Genomic DNA, 17,561 nt, shown 5'->3' with positions numbered 1-17,561 from the left:
GGTGGCCCGGCCGGCCTGCGGCGCTCACGCCGTCTCCTCCGGGGCCGGGGTGCGGGCGGTGCGGAACCCGGCGAAGATCTGCCGGCGCACCGGATGGTCCCAGTTGCGGAAGGTCGCGCGCGCCACCACCGGGTCGGTGCCGAAGCACCCGCCGCGCAGCACCTTGTAGGCGGGACCGAAGAAGACCTCCGAGTACTCCCGGTACGGGAACGCGGTGAAACCCGGGTAGGGGGCGAAGTCGCTGGAGGTCCACTCCCAGACGTCGCCCATGAGCTGCCGCACCCCGAGCGGAGAGGCCCCCCGGGGGTAGGCGCCGGCCGGCGCCGGGCCCAGGTGCCGCTGGCCCAGGTTCGCGCGGTCGGCTCCGGCCTCCGCCTCGCCCCAGGGGAACCGCAGGTCGCCACCGGTGCGGGGGTCGTGGCGGGCCGCTTTCTCCCACTCGGCCTCGGTGGGCAGCCGCCGCCCCGCCCAACGGGCGTAGGCGTCGGCCTCGTACCAGCTGACGTGCATCACCGGCTCCGCTTCCGGCACGGGTTCGCGCACCCCGAAGCGGCGCCGCCACCAGCCGCCGTGCTCCCGCTTCCAGAACAGCGGCGCCCGCAGCCCGTTGCGCCGTACATGGTCCCAGCCGGCCGCCGACCACCAGCGCCGGTCGGCGTAGCCGCCGTCCTCGACGAACCGCAGGTAGGCGGCGTTGCCGACCGGGACGGTGTCGATGCAGAAGGCCGGGACCTCCCGCCGGTGCGCGGGCCGTTCGTTGTCCAGCGCCCAGGGGTCGTCGTCGGTGCCCATGGTGAACGCTCCGGCCGGCACCAGCACTTCGCCGCGGAGCGGTCCGGAGCCGTCGGGAGGGGCGGGCGGCGGCGGTGCGCTCAGCGCGGCCGGGCCGCGCCGGAGCTGATGGGTGATGAGCATGGTCTCGGCGTGCTGCTGCTCATGCTGGGCGATCATGCCGAACGCGAAGCCGTCCGCCTCCAGCGGGCGCCCCGCCAGTTCCGCGCGCTCCAGCACCCGGAACGCGTGCCCGCGGACCTTCGCCAGGTAGCAGCGGGCCTCGTCCGGCGGCAGCAACGGCAGCGCGGGGCGCTCGGCGCGCGGGTGCTCGAACGCGTCGTAGAGCGAGTCGATCTCGGGCCGCAGCGGTGCCTGGCCGCCCACGGCACGCAGCAGCCACTGCTCCTCCTGGTTGCCGATGTGCGCCATGTCCCACACCAGCGGGGACATCAGCGGCGAGTGCTGGGCCGTCAGTTCGGCGTCCTCGACGCAGTCGGAGAGCGCCAGGGTGCGGGTGCGGGCCCGGGTGAGGGCGTCGTGGACGTGGGCGCGCAGCTCGGCGCGCCCCTGGTGGGCGGTCACCATGGTTCTCCCTGCTGGCCGGGGGCGGTCTCGGAGGTGCCGGGCCGGTGGCGGGTGCGCGCACGGTCGTCGCTGCCCGTAAGACGCTCGGTGCGCACACGGTCGTCGCTGGCCGTACGGTCGTCGGCGGGGCAGCGGCCGGGGCGGACGTAGCGGGCTTCGAAGTCCGCCACCGCGGCCCGTACCCGCCGGCCGGCGCCGAGTCGGGGCAGTGCCAGGCGGGCGAGCGCGAAGCAGTCGCGGGCCGCGGCGTGCAGTTCGGGGTCGGCCAGTCCGTCCCTGGCAGCGCGCTCCCACAGCGCGTTGCGGGGCGCCGGCCCCTCGGCGGTGAGTTCGGCCAGCGGCTTGACCACCCGGTAGGCGCTCTCGCTCGCCTCCGCGTCGTCGAACAGGGCCGTGGTCACCGCGAGCGGGACGATCCAGCCGTCCGGGCCCGGCTGCGCGTCGATCATCCGCAGCTCCAGATGGCCCCGGGGGCGCACGGGCGGGAAGAGGGTGGTCAGGTGGTAGACGAGATCGTCGAGCAGGGGCGCTCGGAGGGCGCCGGGTCCGGTTCCGGAGCGGCTGCTGCGCCGGATCCACTGCCGGAAGGTCATCCCGTCCGCCGGGACGGTCCACGGGCCCCGCGCGGAGCGGACGCAGAGCAGGGGCGCGTCCAGCACGTACCGCGCCCAGGCCTCCCGGGGGCTGTGTGCGCCCCCGGGAGGGGCGAGGTTGCGGTATCCGTCGAGCGCGGCCCAGACACCCTGCCGCGCGGAGCACCACCCGGCCCAGGGCCCCTCGGTGGCCGGGGAGTTGGCGAACGCCGCGGTGAGCACGGCACCCAGCAAATGTGCGAGCAGCCAGCGGCGGCCCATCCCGAACGGTCCCGGCTCGGCCGTACCGGCGTCCAGGCAGACCTGCACGGACGCGGTGGAGCACATCATCGCCCGACCGGCGGGGCCGGTGCGGTCGAAGTACGCCTCCATGGCACGGTACCGCCGGTCCTCCAGCAGCCGGAGCGGCGGGCGGGGGTCGAGTCCGTGGCCCACCAGCGCGATGCCGTGCCGGTGCAGCCGGGCACGGGCGGCGGTCAGATCCGCCGAGACCGTGCGGACGCAGGCGGCCAGTGAGGGCGCGGGCTGGGAGCTGAACTCCAGCTGTCCGCCGGGCTCGACGGAGATAGCGGAGGAGAGCGGCACCTCGCGCAGCGCGGTGGCGGCGGCGCGGAGGGCGGTTGCCCCCGACGCGGGCGGGGGCAGGTGGGGGGACCCGGCCTGCGGGGGCCGGTGGGGGTGCGGGGGCTGCGGCGCCCCGGGCCGATGGGCCGGGGCGGGGCCTGCGCCCCGGCCGGTGCGGAGTGCGGTGCGCGGGGCCCGGGGTCGCCGCCGGAAGCGGGCGGCAGCGGGCGGACGAGCCATTCGAGTTCGACCCCGACGCGGCGCGGCGGTCCGGTCTTGAAGCAGATGCCGTGCACATAGGCGAGCGCCGCCGCCTCACTGAGCGGTTCGGCCCGGTACGCGTGCCCCTCGCCGGTCATCCGCCACCCCTCGTCGAGCCGATGGTCTGCCGGGCGGAACGCGAGCAGCCCGCCTCCATCAGAGCCGGTCCCCATTCCCGTCCGGGGAAACACCTGCGCGGCCGCCGCACCGCACGAATCCGGCCGGGCCGCAACCGGTCGTGCCCGCACCGCCGGCGGTGCGGCCCGTCGGCGGAGTGCGAGGGTGCGGGGCCCGGCGGGGCCCGCGGCGCCGAACTCGGTGCGGGTGCGCAGAGTTGGCGGAAAGTCCCGCTCCCCCGGCCACCGCTCCCGCGGCGCCGCTGCGGCGGACGTACCCGGGCTCGCCCGTCCGGGCACCGGGCGCGGCACGGACAGCCCGTCGGGGCGGGGCGGGGTGTCCCGTGCGGAGCGGGTTTCCCCGGTGCGCGCGGGCCGGTCCGGCCGACGGGGCCCGGTCCGGCCGACGGCACCCTCCCGGCCGCGGCCGGGAGGGTGCGGTGCCGCTTCGCGCTGCATATGCCCTGCCACACTCCGCTGCGGTGCGAAGATCCGGGCCGCCGGGGCGCCCTCCCGGTCGCGCGGGCCCCCGGGAGGGGAATCTCCGCCGGTCACACACCCGGCCGCGCCGCCACGCGCCCAGGTGTGGTGCGATGTGCTGTACCGGAGACGGTCTCGGGGAATGTGGACCCCGGCACAGACCGTTGTCCGGTGCCAGGGCGCGGCCCGCCCTGACGCCCCCACCGCAGGAGACAGCATGAGCACCATCGAGCTGACCAAGGAAAACTTCGAGGAGACGGTCTCCGGGAACGACTTCGTCCTGATCGACTTCTGGGCGTCCTGGTGCGGCCCGTGCCGCAGCTTCGCGCCGGTCTACGAGGCCGCCGCGGAGCGGCACTCGGACCTGACGTTCGCCAAGGTGGACACGGAGGCCCAGCAGGAGATCGCCGCCGCCTTCGAGGTGCAGTCGATCCCGACCCTCGCGATCATCCGGGACCGCACCCTGGTGTTCTCGCAGCCCGGCGCGCTGCCCGAGGCCGCGCTGGAGGACCTGATCGGCCAGGCACGTGAGCTGGACATGGAAGAGGTGCGGCGCGCCGCCGAGGCCGAGGCCCAGACCGCGGAGGGCGGGGAGAGCCCCGGCGCCTGAGCCGCCGCGGAGCGCTTGAGGACGGCCGTCCGGTGATCGCCGGGCGGCCGTCCGCATGCGGTTCCTCCCCCGGTCGCTCACCGCCCGGACGGTGGCATCCGACGGCCGGACGGGCACCGGCCGGGGCGTCAGGCGGGCACGTGCCGGGAGGCCAGCCGGACGTCGTGGCGGACCGGGTGGCCGTCGCGGACGTGTATCCGGGCGACGGCGGCGAGCCGGTCGGGGCTGCTGGCGATGACGTTCACGTACTGGTCGGCGAGGCCGGCCGCCGCGTACTCGCCGCGGCCGTCGGTGATCGCGCGCATCAGCTCCCTGCCGTGGGCTCCGGTGACCGTGATGGCGACCCCGGCCAGTGGCCGCCCGTCCTCGTCGGTGACCTGCCCCGTCAGCCCGGGGTCCGGCAGGCCCAGCCGGTGGTGGTGCGGGGCGACGGCGCTGGGCTGCGGCAGTTCGAAGGCCGGGTCCTCGACCGGCGGCTCGGCGGGCTCGGTCTCCTCGGCGGCCTCCCGCGCCTCCTTGCGGGCCGCGCGGCGTTCCTTCCACGCGCCGAGGGCGATGAGGGCGGCCCCGGCGGCGACCCAGGCGCAGATGACCAGGGTGTGCCGCCAGATGTCCTTCCCGTCGAAGTAGAACAGGCCGCGGAGCGCCTCGATCAGGTTGCCCATCGGCATGACCGGATGCAGGGCCCGGAAGAAGCCGGGCACCATCTGGACGGGGATCGCGCCGCCGCTGGAGGGCATGCTGAGCAGGACGAACAGGCCCATCGCCACGCCGGGGAAGAACTGCTTGCAGAACGGGACGAGGCCGTAGGAGGTGAGGGCGACGGCCTGGGTCATCAGGAAGACCAGCGGAATGGCGAGCAGGTCGTCCGGTATCACGTCCATGGAGCGCGCCACGAGGAAGGCGACGACGCTCTCCACCACTCCGACGGTCACCAGGGTGAGGATCTTCTTGCCGCGCCCCAGCGTGGTGGCGCGCAGCAGCATCATGACGCTGATGTAGGACGGGATGGTGCAGGCGAGGACGAGGTAGAAGAGTCCGGTGCCCATTCCGTCGCCGGGTGCGGTGGGGGCCGCCTCGTGGATCCGGAGCGTGCCGCCACTGTGCTGCGCCACGCCGGTGAAGGTCTTCTGGAGGACCGCTTCGAGCGAGTAGCCGTCCGCCTTGGCGACGTAGAGCCGGGGGTGCTCGGCGTCGGGCACGAAGCCCGCCGTGGCCGCCCGGTCGGTGACCGCGTCGTGTGCCGCCTGCGCGTCGGCGACCTGGTGGATGTCGAACGCTCCGGGGCTCTGCTGTTCGAGGGCCTGTCCGAGCTGGTGGGCCGTCGGCCCGGCGACGGCCACGTCCACGTGGTGCGGCACCGGGTTGTGGAAGGGCAGCAGGTAGCAGACGAGGAAGCCGGTGAAGAAGAACGCCGGGAACCAGAGCGTCTCCGCCAGGGTGCGTACGGTCGCGCCGAGCGCCCGTGGGCTGCTGCCCGTGCGCTCCGGGTCCGCCTTGTGTTCCGCCATGGACAGGGTCCGCCTCCTCGTGCATACGGCGCGGCAAAATAAATGGCCTAGCCAATGATTAGAGAGGCTAACAGAAACATGCAGTGCTGCAAAAATGCACTACTGTAGAAAGCACCGCAGCACGGGCAGTGACCGGAATCAGCACGGGGAGCACAGATGGCCGCCCAGTCCGCCGGAGCCGACGCCCGAGGGCTCCGGGAGCGCAAGAAGCTGGAGACCCGCTCGGCGCTGCGCGCCGCGGCGGTACGGATGTATCTGGAGCGCGGGCCGGCAGCCGTGACCGTGCAGGACATCTGCGAGGCCGCCGGAGTCTCGCAGCGCACCTTCTTCAACTACTTCGAGACCAAGGACGACGCGGTCTTCGACTGGGACCGCCGGCTGGCCGGACAGCTCGTGGAACTGCTCACCGCGCGCCCCGCGAGCGAGCCCCCGCTGGAGGCCGTGCACCGGACACTCCGCACCGCCGTCCCGGCACTGGTCGCCGACGCCGGCTGGCGGGACCGCCGGCGGCTGCTGGGCACCTATCCGGAACTGGTGCCCAAGCTGCTGCACAGCAACAGCCATCTGGCGGAGGCCCTGGCCGCGGCGGTCGCCCAGCGCACCGGACTGCCCCCGGACGCCCTCTACCCGCGGCTGCTGGCCGGCGCCGGACTGACCGTGCTGCGCTCCTCGATCCGGGCCTGGGACCCGGAGTCCCCGGCCGAGGACCTGCTGGCCGTGCTCGACTCCTGCTTCGCCTCGCTGGCCGCCGGGCTGCCGCACCCCGAAGCCGACGACCCGGTGCACTCGGCGCGCTGACGCCCCGGGACACCCGCAGGCGCGACACCCCCGGCTGCCGCCCCGGCCGGCACCGGCCGGTGGCACCGCACGGCCCGAGGAGCGGCCCGAGACCTCAGCGGCCGCCCAGCGCCGCCTCCAGGTCGTAGTGCACCGGCTGCTCCAGCTGCTCGTACGTGCACGAGCGCGGGTCGCGGTCCGGGCGCCAGCGGCGGAAGAGCACCGTGTGCCGGAAGCGTTCGCCCTCCATGTGGTCGTAGGCCACCTCGCACACCCGCTCGGGCCGCAGCGGCACCCAGGAGGCGTCCTTGCCACCGCTCCACCTGCTGGGCGCGCCCGGCATCCTGCCCTCCTGCTGCGCTTCCTCCTCCGCCCAGCGAGCCCACGGGTGCTCCTCCGGGCGGTCCGTCCGCAGCGGTGCCAGCTCCCGCATCAGTTCGCGCCTGCGGGCGGCCGGGAACGAGGAGGAGGCACCGACGTACTGGAGCACGCCCGAGGCGTCGTGCAGCCCGAGCAGCAGGGACCCGAGCGCCTCGGGGCCGCTCTTGTGGGGACGCAGTCCGGCCAGCACGCAGTCGGCCGTGCGCTCGTGCTTGACCTTGAGCATCACCCGCTCCCCCGGCCGGTAGGGCAGCTCCGTCCGCTTGGCCACCACGCCGTCGAGTCCGGCGCCCTCGTACTGCGCGAACCACTCCCGCGCCAGCGCGCTGTCGTGGGTCACCGGCGCCAGGTGCAGCGGCGGGCGGCATCCCTCCAGCGCGGACTCCAGCATCCGGCGGCGCTCGGAGAGGGGCTCCCCCATGGCGTCGGTGTCGCCCAGGGCCAGCAGGTCGAAGGCGACGTAGGAGACGGGCGTCCGCTCGGCGAGCAGCCGCACCCGGGAGGCGGCCGGGTGGATGCGCTGCTGGAGCGCCTCGAAGTCCAGCTGCCCGCCCGCCGGCAGCACGATCTCGCCGTCCAGCACGCAGCGTTCGGGCAGCCGTTCCCGCAGCGCCGCGACGAGTTCGGGGAAGTAGCGGACCAGGGACTTGCCGGTCCGGCTGAGCAGCTCGACCTCGTCGCGGTCCCGGAAGACCAGGCAGCGGAAGCCGTCCCACTTGGCCTCGTACTGCATGCCCTCCGGGACGGCGGACACGGCCTTGGCGAGCATCGGGCGTACCGGGGGCATGACAGGCAGTCGCATACTCCGACTGTGCGGACCGGCAGCGGTTCCCGCGCGCCGGATGACCCCTTCCGGTGAGCACCGGCACCGCTCCGGCGGTCGGGTGGCACTGCGCACCCGAGGGGGGCCGTCGGATGAGCCGCACCGCTCGTCGGGCACCGCCCGGCGGCTCAAGAGCGCCGGCCGGCCGGGCGGTGGGCGGCCGGGCCTCGCCGGGCGTCGCGGGCTGCGGGACCCGCACGGGGCCCGCAGCTAGCCTGGAGGCCCGCGGTACCGGCGTGCGCGCGGACCCGCCGGCGGGTCCGCGCGACGGGTGGCCCCGGGGCCGGAACCTCCTTCGGCCAAGTCGTCCACGGCCCTCGTCCGGCCCTTCTCGCGAGGTGTGCCATGTTGCTCGCCGACATCGCGCGGACCTCCGCGCTGATCACCCGGGCCGCGGGCCGCAACGAGAAGGTGACGCTGCTCGCGGAACTGTTCGGGCGGGCCGAGCCGTCCGAGGCGCCCCTCGTCGTCACCTACCTCGCGGGGCGCCTTCCGCAGCGCCGTACCGGCATCGGGTGGCGCACCCTGCGCGAACTGCCGCCGCCTGCGGCCGAACCGTCGCTGACCGTCCCGGACGCGGACACCGCCTTCGACCGGATCGCGCAGGTGAGCGGGAAGGGCGCACAGGCCGAGCGCAAACGGCTGCTGGACGGGCTGCTGGCGGCGGCCACGGAGGAGGAACAGCAGTTCCTCGTCCGGCTGGTCGGCGGCGAACTGCGGCAGGGCGCGCTGGACGCGTTCGCGGTGGAGGGGCTGGCCGCGGCCGCAGACGCCGACCCGGGAGCGGTGCGGCGTGCGGTGATGCTCGGCGGGTCGCTCGGGGCGGTCGCCCGGGCACTGCTGGCCGAGGGCCCGGCGGCGCTGGCCGGGTTCACGCTGGAGGTGGGCAGGCCGGTGCTGCCGATGCTGGCGCAGTCCGCGAAGGACGTCGAGGAGGCGCTCGGCAGGCTCGGTCCGTGCGCGGTCGAGGAGAAGCTGGACGGCATCCGGGTGCAAGTGCACAAGGACGGCGGCGACGTCCGTGTCTACACCCGGACGCTGGAGGAGATCACCGACCGGCTGCCGGAGGCCGCGGCGGCCGCACGCAGGATCGGCGCCGCGCAGGCGGTCCTCGACGGTGAGGTGATCGCCCTGCGCCCGGACGGCCGGCCCCACCCCTTCCAGGACGTGTCCGGGCGGGTCGCCTCCCGGCTGGACGTCCCCGGGGCCAGCAGCGAACTGCCGCTGCACCCGGTCTTCTTCGACGTCCTGCTGCTGGACGGCCTGGATCTGCTCGACCAGCCGATCGTCCAGCGGCACGCGGCGCTGGCCCGGGTGCTGCCCGAGGAGCTGCGGGTGCGGCGGCTGCCGGTGCCCGATCCGGCCTCGGCCCGGGCGCGTGCCGCCGCGCGCGGTTTCGCCGAGGAGGTGCTGGCACGCGGGCACGAGGGAGTGGTGGTCAAGGCGCTCGACTCGGGATACAGCGCCGGGCGGCGCGGCGCCTCCTGGCTGAAGGTCAAACCGGTGCACACCCTCGATCTGGTGGTGCTCGGGGCCGAATGGGGGCACGGGCGGCGCACCGGCAGGCTGTCGAACCTGCACCTGGGGGCGCGCCGCCCGGACGGCAGCTTCGCGATGCTCGGCAAGACCTTCAAGGGGCTGACCGACACGCTGCTGGCCTGGCAGACCGTGCGGCTGCGGGAGCTGGCCGTCCGGGAGGAGCCCTGGGGCGTACTGGTGGCGCCCGAACTGGTGGTCGAGATCGCCTTCGACGGGGTGCAGCGCTCGACCCGCTACCCGGCGGGCGTCACCCTGCGGTTCGCCCGGGTGGTGCGCTACCGGGAGGACAAGCGCCCGCAGGAGGCCGACCCGGTCGAGGCGGTCACGGCGCTGCTGCGCTGAGCCGGCCTGCCGCGGCGCGCGGGCACCGGCACCGGCACCGGCACCGGCACCGGCACCGGGTCACAGCTCCGCGCGGACGCGTGCGGCCACGCGCCGGGCCTCGGACTCGTCGGGGTAGCTGCCGCGCGGCCAGAAGAACCCGCGCAGCCCGTCCTTGCGCCTGCGCGGCACGACGTGCATGTGCAGGTGCGGCACCGACTGGCTGACCCGGTTGTTCCCCGCCACGAACGAGCCCTCGGCCGCCATCGCCCGCTCCACCGCACCGGTGACCCGGCGGACGGCGCCGAAGTAGGGGCCTACCGACTCCTCGGGCAGGTCGGTCAGGGTCTCCACATGGCTGCGCGGCACCACCAGGGTGTGGCCGGGGAAGAGCGGACGCCGGTCGAGGAAGGCGACGACGGCGCCGTCCTCGTGCACCCGGAAGGCGGGGAGTTCGCCGTCGACGATCCGGCAGAAGACGCACCCGCTGCCGTCGGTGGGGTCGGCGGACACGCGTCAGTCCAGGGTGCGGGGGTCGGGGCCGACGCGGGTGCCGGTCTCCAGCCGCTGGATCTCGCGCAGGTCCTCGCCGTCCAGTTCGAAGTCGAAGACGTCGATGTTCTCCTTGATCCGCGAGGGGGTGACGGACTTCGGGATCACGACGTTGCCGAGCTGGATGTGCCAGCGCAGGACCACCTGGGCCGGCGTCTTGCCGTGCTTGGCGGCGGCCCGGCGGACCGCGGGGTCGTCCAGGACGCCGTTGCCGCGGCCCAGCGGGGACCATGCCTCGGTGGCGACGCGGTGCTCCGCGTCGAAGCGGCGCAGCTCCGGCTGCTGGAGGCGGGGGTGCAGTTCGATCTGGTTGACCGCGGGGGCGACTCCCGTCTCGTCCAGGAGCCGCTGGAGGTGGTCGGTCTCGAAGTTGGAGACGCCGATGGCCCGTGCCCGGCCGCTGTCGTGGATCTCGGCCAGCGCCCGCCAGGTCTGCACGTAGCGGTCCCGGCCGGGCGCGGGCCAGTGGATGAGATAGAGGTCGACGTAGTCGAGCCCCAGCCGCTCCAGCGAGTCGTCGAAGGCGCGCAGCGCGGTGTCGTGGCCCTGGTCGGTGTTCCAGAGCTTGGTCGTGACGAACAGCTCCTCGCGGGGGATGCCGGACTCGCGGAGCGCCTTGCCGGTGCCGCCTTCGTTGCCGTAGAGCGCGGCGGTGTCCACGCTGCGGTATCCGGACTCCAACGCGGTGGAGACGGTGGCCGTCGCCTCGTCGTCCGGCACCTGGTACACGCCGAACCCGAGCTGCGGCATCTCCGTTCCGCTGTTCAGCAGGAGGGTGGGGACCTGGGTGCTGCTCACTGTGGACCTCGGCTTCCTCGGAGAGGGCGTCGCGGGCGGCGGTCGGATGCCGCCCTGGACCGGGGTTTCCGCTCCGGCCCGCTCCATTCACGCATACCGCACCGGGCTCGCGGGGCTTCCTGCGCCCCGCGAGCCCGGTGCTGCGCCCTCCGGTCCCGGTTCGCCCCGGTCCGGGACGGGCGTCGCTTCAGTCCCGGTGCGTCCCGGCGGACGCCTCCTCGGTGCGGGGGGCGGGGACCGGCGCGGGTGCCGCGCCCTCGCGGGGCACGGGCAGCGCCGCGTGGAGCAGCGCGGCCAGCAGTGCGGTGGCGGCCCAGCCGAGCCCGTTCTCGCCGATCCAGGTGGAGACGAGGGGCCCGGTGAACCAGTCGCACTTGGTGAAGCCCAGGCCCAGCAGCAGCGCGACGCCCCAGGCTGTCATGGCCTGCCAGCAGTAGCCGCCGACGTACCAGTAGCGGCTGCTGCGCGAGGTGTCGAGCAGCCCGGCGGGGTCGTAGCGGACGGTCCGGTTGCGGCGCCGCAGCATGTCGATCCCGTAGACGCCGACCCAGGCGGAGAAGGAGACGGCGAGCAGCGACAGGAAGGAGATGAACGAGCCGTAGAAGCTCTTGGCGACCAGCATCAGCAGCAGCCCGCCGACCAGGCTGATGCCCGCGTTGATGCTCACGGCCCAGGCGCGCGGCAGCTTCACGCCCATCGTCTGCGCCGTGAAGCCGGCCGAGTACATGGAAAGGCTGTTGATCAGCACCATCCCGATGAGCGCGACGACCAGGTACGGCACGGCCAGCCACATCGGCAGCGCCTCACCGAGGAAGGAGACGGGGTCGTCGGTCTTGGCCAGTGCCGGGTCCTTGACCGACATCACGCCACCCATCAGCACCATCGGAACCAGCACCAGCAGGGCGCCGGAGAGGGTGGTGCCGAAGATCTTCCGCCCCTCGGCGCTGTGCGGCAGGTAACGGGCGAAGTCGGGTCCGGTGGGGATCCAGCTGATCCCGCCGGCCGCGATGGTGCCGATCCCCGCGATGAACATGGCGGTGCCCCCGGCGGGCCGGGAGAAGACCGCGCCCCAGTCCATGGTGGTGACCAGGTAGCCCAGGACCAGCACCGTGAAGAGCCCGAAAAGGTAGGTCGACCAGGTGTTGCAGAGGTTGAGGACCTTGCGGCCCATACCGCTGACCACGAAGGTCACCCCGACGAACAGCAGCAGTGTGACGGCGATCAGCGGGGTGCTGCTGCGGACGCCGAAGAGCAGGCGGAGCACCGTCAGGACGGCGTAGGCCCCGGTGACGGCGTTGATGGTCTCCCAGCCGAAGCGGGCCACCCACAGGATCATGCCGGGGAAGTAGTTGCCCCGGACACCGAAGGTGGCCCGGGAGAGCATGGCACCCGGTGCGCCGCCCCACTTGCCGGAGACGGACAGCAGCCCGACCAGGCCGAAGGAGATACCGCCCGCGATGGCGGCCGCGAGCAGGACCTGCCAGAAGTTGAGGCCGTTGAAGACCACCAGGCCGGCGCCCATGGTCAGCAGCAGGACGCTGATGTTGGCGGCCACCCAGGTGGGGAAGAGTTCGCGGACCCGGCCGCGCCGCTCATGGTCGGGGACGGGCTCGATGCCGCGGGTCTCGACGGTCCCGTCGAGCGCGCCGGCCGTCTCGGCGGCGGCCGGGGACGCGGGTGCTGGGGAGGGCGCCGAGGCGGCGCCGTCGGCGTCGGTGACGCCGGGGGAGACTGCCATGGGTGGGGCTCCGTGCGTGATTCTCTGGTGCGACGTGCGTCATTGCAGAGTCCTGACCAGGACTGGAAAGGACTCTACGCGCGTTGCACGGGGCCCTCCATCGTACAGAGTGCCACGATCGACCCCCTTGACCTCGGGTGATCCTCCAACGGGCCCGGAGCCGCGGTTTCGGCCCCGGCCGCCCGTTCGAGCGGCCCCGGCAGCGGAGCGGGCCGCGCGAGCGGACTCCTCCGCCCTTCCACGGCGGGGAGGGCAGCCACGGCGAGGAGGGCACCGGGTTCCGCGTGGCCGGCACCCGGGGCACGGGCCACCGCGCAGCGGCGCGACCCGCCGCGCAGGCTGCCCTGACACCGGTTCCGGAAGTGCGGGACGTCACGCACCCCGGGGACAGCCGTGCGGCGCCCCCGGGGAGGGGCCCCGGGGGCGCCGGCAGCGGTCAGGACGTCACGGCACGGGGATCAGCACCACCGAGCACTTCGCGTGGTGCAGCACCGCGTGCACCACCGGGCCCACCTGGAGGCTGAGGCGGCGGGCCTGGCGCCGCACCCCCAGCACGACCGTGTCGGCGCCCTCGCTCAGCTTGATCAGATGCTCGGCCGGCTGACCCTGGTGCTGCTCGGCACTCAGCGGCACCTGCGGGTACCGCTTCCGGAACGGCCGGAGGGTGTCCGCCACGAACTGCTCGGCGCGCTTGGTCTCCGTGGAGGGCTCCTGCGGCGACAGCCGCAGGGCCACCCCGGGCAGCATCGGATAGATCCAGCAGTGCGCCACCCGCACCGCCGCACCGGACCGCTGGGCCGCCTGGAACCCGTACTCCACCGGCTGCGTCGCGCTCCCCGACTTCACGCCGACGACCACATCGCCGGGGGCGGCGCCGGGCTCGGGCAGGGCGCCGCGCACGACCATCAGCGGCCCCGCGGCGTGCGCGGCCAGCCGCAGGCTGACGGAACCGAGCAGCAGACCGCGGAAGCCGCCGTGCCCGCGGGTCCCCACGACGGTCAGCTCCGCGGTACGGCTGCGGCCCACCAGCGCGTCGGCCGCGGGTTCGCTGACGCCGGTCGCCACGACCGTGAGCCCCGGCACCCGCTCGCGGGCCCGCTCCGCGGCGCTTTCGGCGACCTCACGGGTCGCCTGCCGCATCCGCTCCCGGTCGGCCTCCGTCTCGGGGTACGCACCGCGTCGCGCGGGCACCCCTCCGCAGAGCACCTCCAGTTCGGCGCCCCGCCGTTCGGCCTCGTCGGCAGCCCGGTCCAGCGCGCGCAGCGAGTGCGGGGAACCGTCGACCCCGACCACGACACGGCCGACTCCGTCGGCGGGCGCGGATATTCCTGCGGGGCGCTCGTTGCTCTCCGACATGTCCGTCCTCTCCTCGCGTCCTCGCCTCGATGCGTGGGTACCCCGCCAGTGTGGTGCACACGGGACGGATGCGGTAGAAGCTTCGGCAACCGGTCGTACCCGCCCTCCGGCGCCCGCCTGGGTGTCCGCCCGGACCGGCCTCCGAACCGGCCCGCACGAGGCGGCAGTTGGGTCCGGAACCCGCACTTCCGCGGCCCGGCACCGATTTCCGGAGTGCCCTCCTCCGCCGTTCCTCTCCACGCCCTGCACCGCTCCCCTTCGCCGCACCCTTACGCCGTCGCCGTTCCGGCTCACCGCCGGGGCGGTTCCCGTCGCGCGCGGTGCCGCCCGGGTGCCATCCCTCCGCGGCAAACCGCAGCCGATTCGGACGCACACAAACACAACCAGGATAGAAATTTAACTGAGTCACATTTTACTGTTACGGTCGCCCCATGAGCGAAAACGGCACCGGACTGCGCGCACGCAAGCGGCAACGCACCTACCGGGCGATCTCCGACGCGGCCGTCTCCCTCTTCCTGGAGAAGGGATTCGCCACCGTCTCCGTGTCCGAGATCGCCGAGGCCGCAGAGGTCTCCAAACCGACCCTCTTCCGCTACTTCCGCACCAAGGAGGACATGGCGCTCCACCGCTTCGCCGACCACGAGAACGAGGCCGCGCGCGTGGTGGCGGGGCGCCACGCGCACGAGTCGCCGCTCACCGCGCTGGAGAACCACTTCCTGGCCGGGCTCGAAGCCCGCGACCCGGTCACCGGACTGTGCGACGAGCCGGAGGTGCTCTCCTTCCACCGGCTGCTCTACGGCACCCCCGAACTGGTCGCACGGCTGCACTCCTACACCGCACGGTCGGAAGAAGCGCTGGCGGACGCGCTGGCGGCCGGTGCGGCCGACGGCGCCGCGGACGCGGGCACCGCACCGGGCCTGACGGCGCGGCTGGCGGCGGGGCAGCTCGTGACGTCCCAGCGGGTGCTCGCGACCGCCAACTGGCGGCGGATCGCGGACGGCGCGAGCGCGGACAGCGTGTCCGCCGCGGCCCGGGAGGACGCCCGCCGCGCCTTCGCGCTGCTGCGCACCGGACTGACGCCGTTCGCCTGAGCCGGGGCGAGCGGAACAGCGGGCGTACCCGCGCACCCCGCTCCCGGACAGCACCCGCACCCGCACCGGCACCGCCACCACGGGCCGGCTCCGCCCACCGACACGGCGGTCCCGGCCCACCGGAGCACCGAAACCGCCGGCCGCCACCTGCGCGCCGGACACCGAGCACCCCCTACGACACCCCTACCGAGCCCGATCAGGCAGTGGACCGGGCAGTGAGGAGCACCGCCCCATGCCGGGGGAAGACACCGCAGAGGAGAACGCGCTCCGGGCCGAACTGGCCGCCGAGCGCGCCTATATCGAGCTGTGCCGCGCCGCGCTCGGCACAGCGGAGAGCGCGGCCCGGGACCGGGTCCGGGAGGGCGCCGGAGTACTGACCGGGCAGCACTCGGGCGAGGCGGCCGCGGAGGGCGTGGCGGCCGACGGCGCGAGCGCCGAGGCCCTGGGCCGCCGGCTGCGCAGCCGGGCCGCGGAACTGCACACGGAGCCGGAGGGGCCGCCGTTCTTCGGACGGCTCGACTTCCTCGGCGCCGGGCGCGGCGGCGAGGAGGCCGGCGAACACCGGGGGCAGCGCTACTACATCGGCCGGCGGCGCGTCAGCGAACACCCTTCGGCGCCGCCGCTGGTACTGGACTGGCGCGCCCCGGTCTCCCGGGCCTTCTATCAGGCGACCGCCGTGCACCCGCAAGGAGTGGGATCCCGGCGCCGGTTCGGCTGGGCGCCGGAGGGTACCGGCACCCCGGCGGATCTGACCGGGCTGGAGGACGAACGGCTGACGGACCCGCTGCCGGAGGCTGCCGGCGAGGGGGCCCGGACCCCGGGAGCGGTGGCCGGGTCCGTCCTCGCCTCCCGGATCGTCGCCGGGGAGATCGAACGTCCGCGGGTCGGGCCGATGCGCGACATCGTCGCCACCATCCAGCCCGAGCAGGACGACCTGGTGCGCTCGGGCCCCGACAGCTCGATCTGCGTCCAGGGTGCGCCGGGCACGGGGAAGACCGCAGTCGGGCTGCATCGTGCCGCGTATCTGCTCCACACCCATCCCCGGCGGATCGAGCGGGGCGGCATGCTCGTCGTCGGCCCCAACCCGGCCTTCCTGGCCTACATCTCGGCCGTGCTGCCCGCGCTCGGCGAAGGCGGGGTACGCCAGTGCACCGTGCGGGACCTGCTGCCGGGGCTCCCGGTGCGGGCCGAGGACGCTCCGCGGGTCGTGGAGCTGAAGCACGGCGCCCGGATGGCCGAGGTGCTGCGACGGGCCCTCCTCGGGCGGGTACGGCTGCCGGACGGCCCGCTGGCGGTGCCGGACGGCTCCTATCGCTGGCGGCTGGACGAGGCCGAGCTGCGTGCGCTCGTCGAGGAGACGCTGGCGCAGCGGCCGCCCTTCGAGGTGGGGAGGGAGCGGGTGCGGGCCCGTGCGGCGGCGCTGCTGCGGGAGCAGGCCGAGCGCCGCGCCGGGCCGCCGGGCGATGCCTGGCTGCGGCGGATGGGCCGGACCAGGGCGCTGACCGGGTTCCTCGACTCGGTGTGGCCGCGGACGAGGCCGGAGGAGGTCGTCGCCGGCTTGCTGGGCGACGCGGAAGCGCTGGCCCGGGCCGCCGACGGGCTGCTGAGCGAGGAGGAGCAGCGGGCACTGCTGTGGCGGGGGCACCGCCCGCGGTCGCCGCGCGCGGCCCGCTGGTCGGAGGCGGATCTGCTGCTGCTGGACGAGGCTGCGGGGCTGATCGCCCGTCCCGGGGAGAGTTTCCGGCACGTGGTGGTGGACGAGGCCCAGGACCTCTCCCCCATGCAGTGCCGCGTCCTGGCGCGCCGGAGCCGTTTCGGCTCGCTGACCGTACTGGGCGACCTGGCACAGGGGACGACGCCCTGGGCGGCGCGCGACTGGCCGGAGCAGTTGGCGCATCTGGGCGCGCCCGGGGCGGCTGTCACTGCCCTGACCACCGGTTTCCGGGTACCGTCCGAACTGCTCGCGCCGGCCAACCGGTTGCTGGAGGCGCTGGAGGTGCCGGTGCCGCCCGCGCGTTCGCTGCGCACCGGGGGCGAGCTGTGTACGGTCCGGGTGGCGACGGCTGCCGAACTGTCCCGGGTGGTGCCGGAGCGGGTCGCCGCGGCTCTGGGGCGTGCGGGCTCGGTCGGGGTGCTCGCGGCCGGGTCACGGGCCGCGGGTGTGCGGGCGGCCCTGGAGGCGGCCGGGATCGCGACCGGCGCACCGGGAGGCGCGCCGGAGCGGGTCGTGGTGGTGGCGGCGGAACTCGCCAAGGGCCTGGAGTACGACCATGTGGTGCTGGTGGAACCGGCCGAACTGGCGGGCAGCGGCCCACTGGGGCCACGGCACCTCTACGTCGCGCTGACCCGCGCGGTGTCCCGGCTGGAGATCGTGCACTCCGCCGAACTACCGCAAGCTCTGCGGGGCTGATCCGGCGGGGGCGGCCAGGTCGCGGAGCCAGTCGGGCTGATCGGCGATCTCCAGCAGGAGAAGCAGCCGGGTGAGCGGGTGGTCGCAGCCTGGACCGTCGCCCGCCGGGCCGTCAGGGGTGGTGAATCGAGCGCCTGTTGTGGTCACGGAGGCTCCTGTGGACGGACGGAAGATCATGAACTCCATTGTCCGGTGGCGGAGTTGAGCCCACTGGGAACTCGGGCTCGGGTATGACGGGCATTGTCGTGGGTCCGCACTTACTTCTGCAAGTACATCTGCAA

At 74.5% G+C, this 17,561-nt stretch carries 13 protein-coding genes and 1 pseudogene; 5 read left to right on the top strand and 9 right to left on the bottom strand.

Annotated features, from left to right (window positions below; genetic code table 11):
• Positions 1-24 precede the first annotated feature (24 nt).
• Together egtB and egtA are read right to left on the bottom strand one after the other, a co-directional pair.
• Complete coding sequence (gene egtB, locus A949_RS0112205) at positions 25-1,359, bottom strand: ergothioneine biosynthesis protein EgtB (RefSeq protein ID WP_019356294.1); 1,335 nt, start codon at positions 1,357-1,359, stop codon at positions 25-27.
• Positions 1,353-2,875: pseudogene (gene egtA / locus A949_RS33205) on the bottom strand (ergothioneine biosynthesis glutamate--cysteine ligase EgtA). The gene egtB and the pseudogene egtA overlap by 7 nt, the downstream one beginning before the upstream one ends.
• Positions 2,876-3,590: 715 nt before the next feature.
• On the opposite strand from egtA, the gene trxA reads away from it, so the two are divergent.
• A complete protein-coding gene (gene trxA, locus A949_RS0112190) occupies positions 3,591-3,983 on the top strand; it encodes a thioredoxin (RefSeq protein ID WP_019356292.1) in 393 nt (130 codons plus the stop codon).
• Positions 3,984-4,111: 128 nt separating this feature from the next.
• Here the strand turns inward: trxA and A949_RS0112185 are convergent, their stop codons facing one another.
• Positions 4,112-5,494, bottom strand: a complete 1,383-nt coding sequence (locus A949_RS0112185) for a carboxypeptidase regulatory-like domain-containing protein (RefSeq protein WP_019356291.1) — start codon at positions 5,492-5,494, stop codon at positions 4,112-4,114.
• A gap of 156 nt (positions 5,495-5,650) precedes the next feature.
• On the opposite strand from A949_RS0112185, the gene A949_RS0112180 reads away from it, so the two are divergent.
• Positions 5,651-6,292, top strand: coding sequence for a TetR/AcrR family transcriptional regulator (locus A949_RS0112180; protein WP_019356290.1), 642 nt, complete (start codon positions 5,651-5,653; stop codon positions 6,290-6,292).
• A 94-nt stretch (positions 6,293-6,386) separates the two neighbouring features.
• Here the strand turns inward: A949_RS0112180 and A949_RS0112175 are convergent, their stop codons facing one another.
• The gene (locus tag A949_RS0112175) at positions 6,387-7,454 is read right to left on the bottom strand and encodes an ATP-dependent DNA ligase (RefSeq protein ID WP_026004578.1); all 1,068 of its coding nucleotides are present in this window, start codon (positions 7,452-7,454) and stop codon (positions 6,387-6,389) included.
• A 366-nt stretch (positions 7,455-7,820) separates the two neighbouring features.
• On the opposite strand from A949_RS0112175, the gene A949_RS0112170 reads away from it, so the two are divergent.
• On the top strand, positions 7,821-9,356 hold the full coding sequence (locus A949_RS0112170) for an ATP-dependent DNA ligase (RefSeq protein ID WP_019356288.1): 1,536 nt from the start codon (positions 7,821-7,823) through the stop codon (positions 9,354-9,356).
• 60 nt (positions 9,357-9,416) lie between these two features.
• Here A949_RS0112170 and A949_RS0112165 read toward each other — a convergent pair whose 3' ends face one another.
• The 4 genes from A949_RS0112165 to A949_RS0112150 all read right to left on the bottom strand — a co-directional run bounded on the left by A949_RS0112165 (position 9,417) and on the right by A949_RS0112150 (position 13,779).
• Positions 9,417-9,848: an HIT family protein gene (locus A949_RS0112165; protein WP_019356287.1), complete on the bottom strand. Its 432-nt coding sequence runs from the start codon at positions 9,846-9,848 to the stop codon at positions 9,417-9,419.
• Between the two features lie 3 nt (positions 9,849-9,851).
• A complete protein-coding gene (locus A949_RS0112160) occupies positions 9,852-10,637 on the bottom strand; it encodes an aldo/keto reductase (protein WP_051019480.1) in 786 nt (261 codons plus the stop codon).
• 235 nt (positions 10,638-10,872) lie between these two features.
• A complete protein-coding gene (locus A949_RS0112155) occupies positions 10,873-12,423 on the bottom strand; it encodes a purine-cytosine permease family protein (RefSeq protein ID WP_019356285.1) in 1,551 nt (516 codons plus the stop codon).
• Positions 12,424-12,867: 444 nt separating this feature from the next.
• A complete protein-coding gene (locus A949_RS0112150; RefSeq protein WP_019356284.1) occupies positions 12,868-13,779 on the bottom strand; it encodes a universal stress protein in 912 nt (303 codons plus the stop codon).
• A gap of 431 nt (positions 13,780-14,210) precedes the next feature.
• On the opposite strand from A949_RS0112150, the gene A949_RS0112145 reads away from it, so the two are divergent.
• Positions 14,211-14,870 (top strand): TetR/AcrR family transcriptional regulator, encoded by a 660-nt coding sequence (locus A949_RS0112145; protein ID WP_019356283.1) that lies wholly within the window; start codon positions 14,211-14,213, stop codon positions 14,868-14,870.
• Between the two features lie 232 nt (positions 14,871-15,102).
• Positions 15,103-17,280 (top strand): HelD family protein, encoded by a 2,178-nt coding sequence (locus A949_RS0112140; protein ID WP_019356282.1) that lies wholly within the window; start codon positions 15,103-15,105, stop codon positions 17,278-17,280.
• Here the strand turns inward: A949_RS0112140 and A949_RS38065 are convergent.
• Complete coding sequence (locus tag A949_RS38065) at positions 17,257-17,427, bottom strand: hypothetical protein (RefSeq protein WP_158687575.1); 171 nt, start codon at positions 17,425-17,427, stop codon at positions 17,257-17,259. The genes A949_RS0112140 and A949_RS38065 overlap by 24 nt on opposite strands.
• Positions 17,428-17,561: the final 134 nt, after the last annotated feature.

This window comes from Streptomyces sp. AA1529, from assembly GCF_000280905.1.
In the GTDB taxonomy this organism is placed as follows: Bacteria; Actinomycetota; Actinomycetes; order Streptomycetales; family Streptomycetaceae; genus Streptomyces.
Note: the sequence above shows the minus strand (reverse complement) of the source record. Positions and strands in the feature narration are given on the sequence as shown.

Excerpts from the sequence above, each read along its gene's own strand:
- A949_RS0112180 (WP_019356290.1), top strand. The coding sequence starts at position 5,651 with ATGGCCGCCCAGTCCGCCGGAGCCGACGCCCGAGGGCTCCGGGAGCGC.
- A949_RS0112160 (WP_051019480.1), bottom strand. The coding sequence starts at position 10,637 with ATGCCGCAGCTCGGGTTCGGCGTGTACCAGGTGCCGGACGACGAGGCG.
- A949_RS0112150 (WP_019356284.1), bottom strand. The coding sequence starts at position 13,779 with ATGTCGGAGAGCAACGAGCGCCCCGCAGGAATATCCGCGCCCGCCGAC.
- A949_RS0112175 (WP_026004578.1), bottom strand. The coding sequence starts at position 7,454 with ATGCGACTGCCTGTCATGCCCCCGGTACGCCCGATGCTCGCCAAGGCC.
- A949_RS0112155 (WP_019356285.1), bottom strand. The coding sequence starts at position 12,423 with ATGGCAGTCTCCCCCGGCGTCACCGACGCCGACGGCGCCGCCTCGGCG.
- A949_RS0112140 (WP_019356282.1), top strand. The coding sequence starts at position 15,103 with ATGCCGGGGGAAGACACCGCAGAGGAGAACGCGCTCCGGGCCGAACTG.
- A949_RS0112185 (WP_019356291.1), bottom strand. The coding sequence starts at position 5,494 with ATGGCGGAACACAAGGCGGACCCGGAGCGCACGGGCAGCAGCCCACGG.
- A949_RS0112145 (WP_019356283.1), top strand. The coding sequence starts at position 14,211 with ATGAGCGAAAACGGCACCGGACTGCGCGCACGCAAGCGGCAACGCACC.
- trxA (WP_019356292.1), top strand. The coding sequence starts at position 3,591 with ATGAGCACCATCGAGCTGACCAAGGAAAACTTCGAGGAGACGGTCTCC.
- egtB (WP_019356294.1), bottom strand. The coding sequence starts at position 1,359 with ATGGTGACCGCCCACCAGGGGCGCGCCGAGCTGCGCGCCCACGTCCAC.
- A949_RS0112170 (WP_019356288.1), top strand. The coding sequence starts at position 7,821 with ATGTTGCTCGCCGACATCGCGCGGACCTCCGCGCTGATCACCCGGGCC.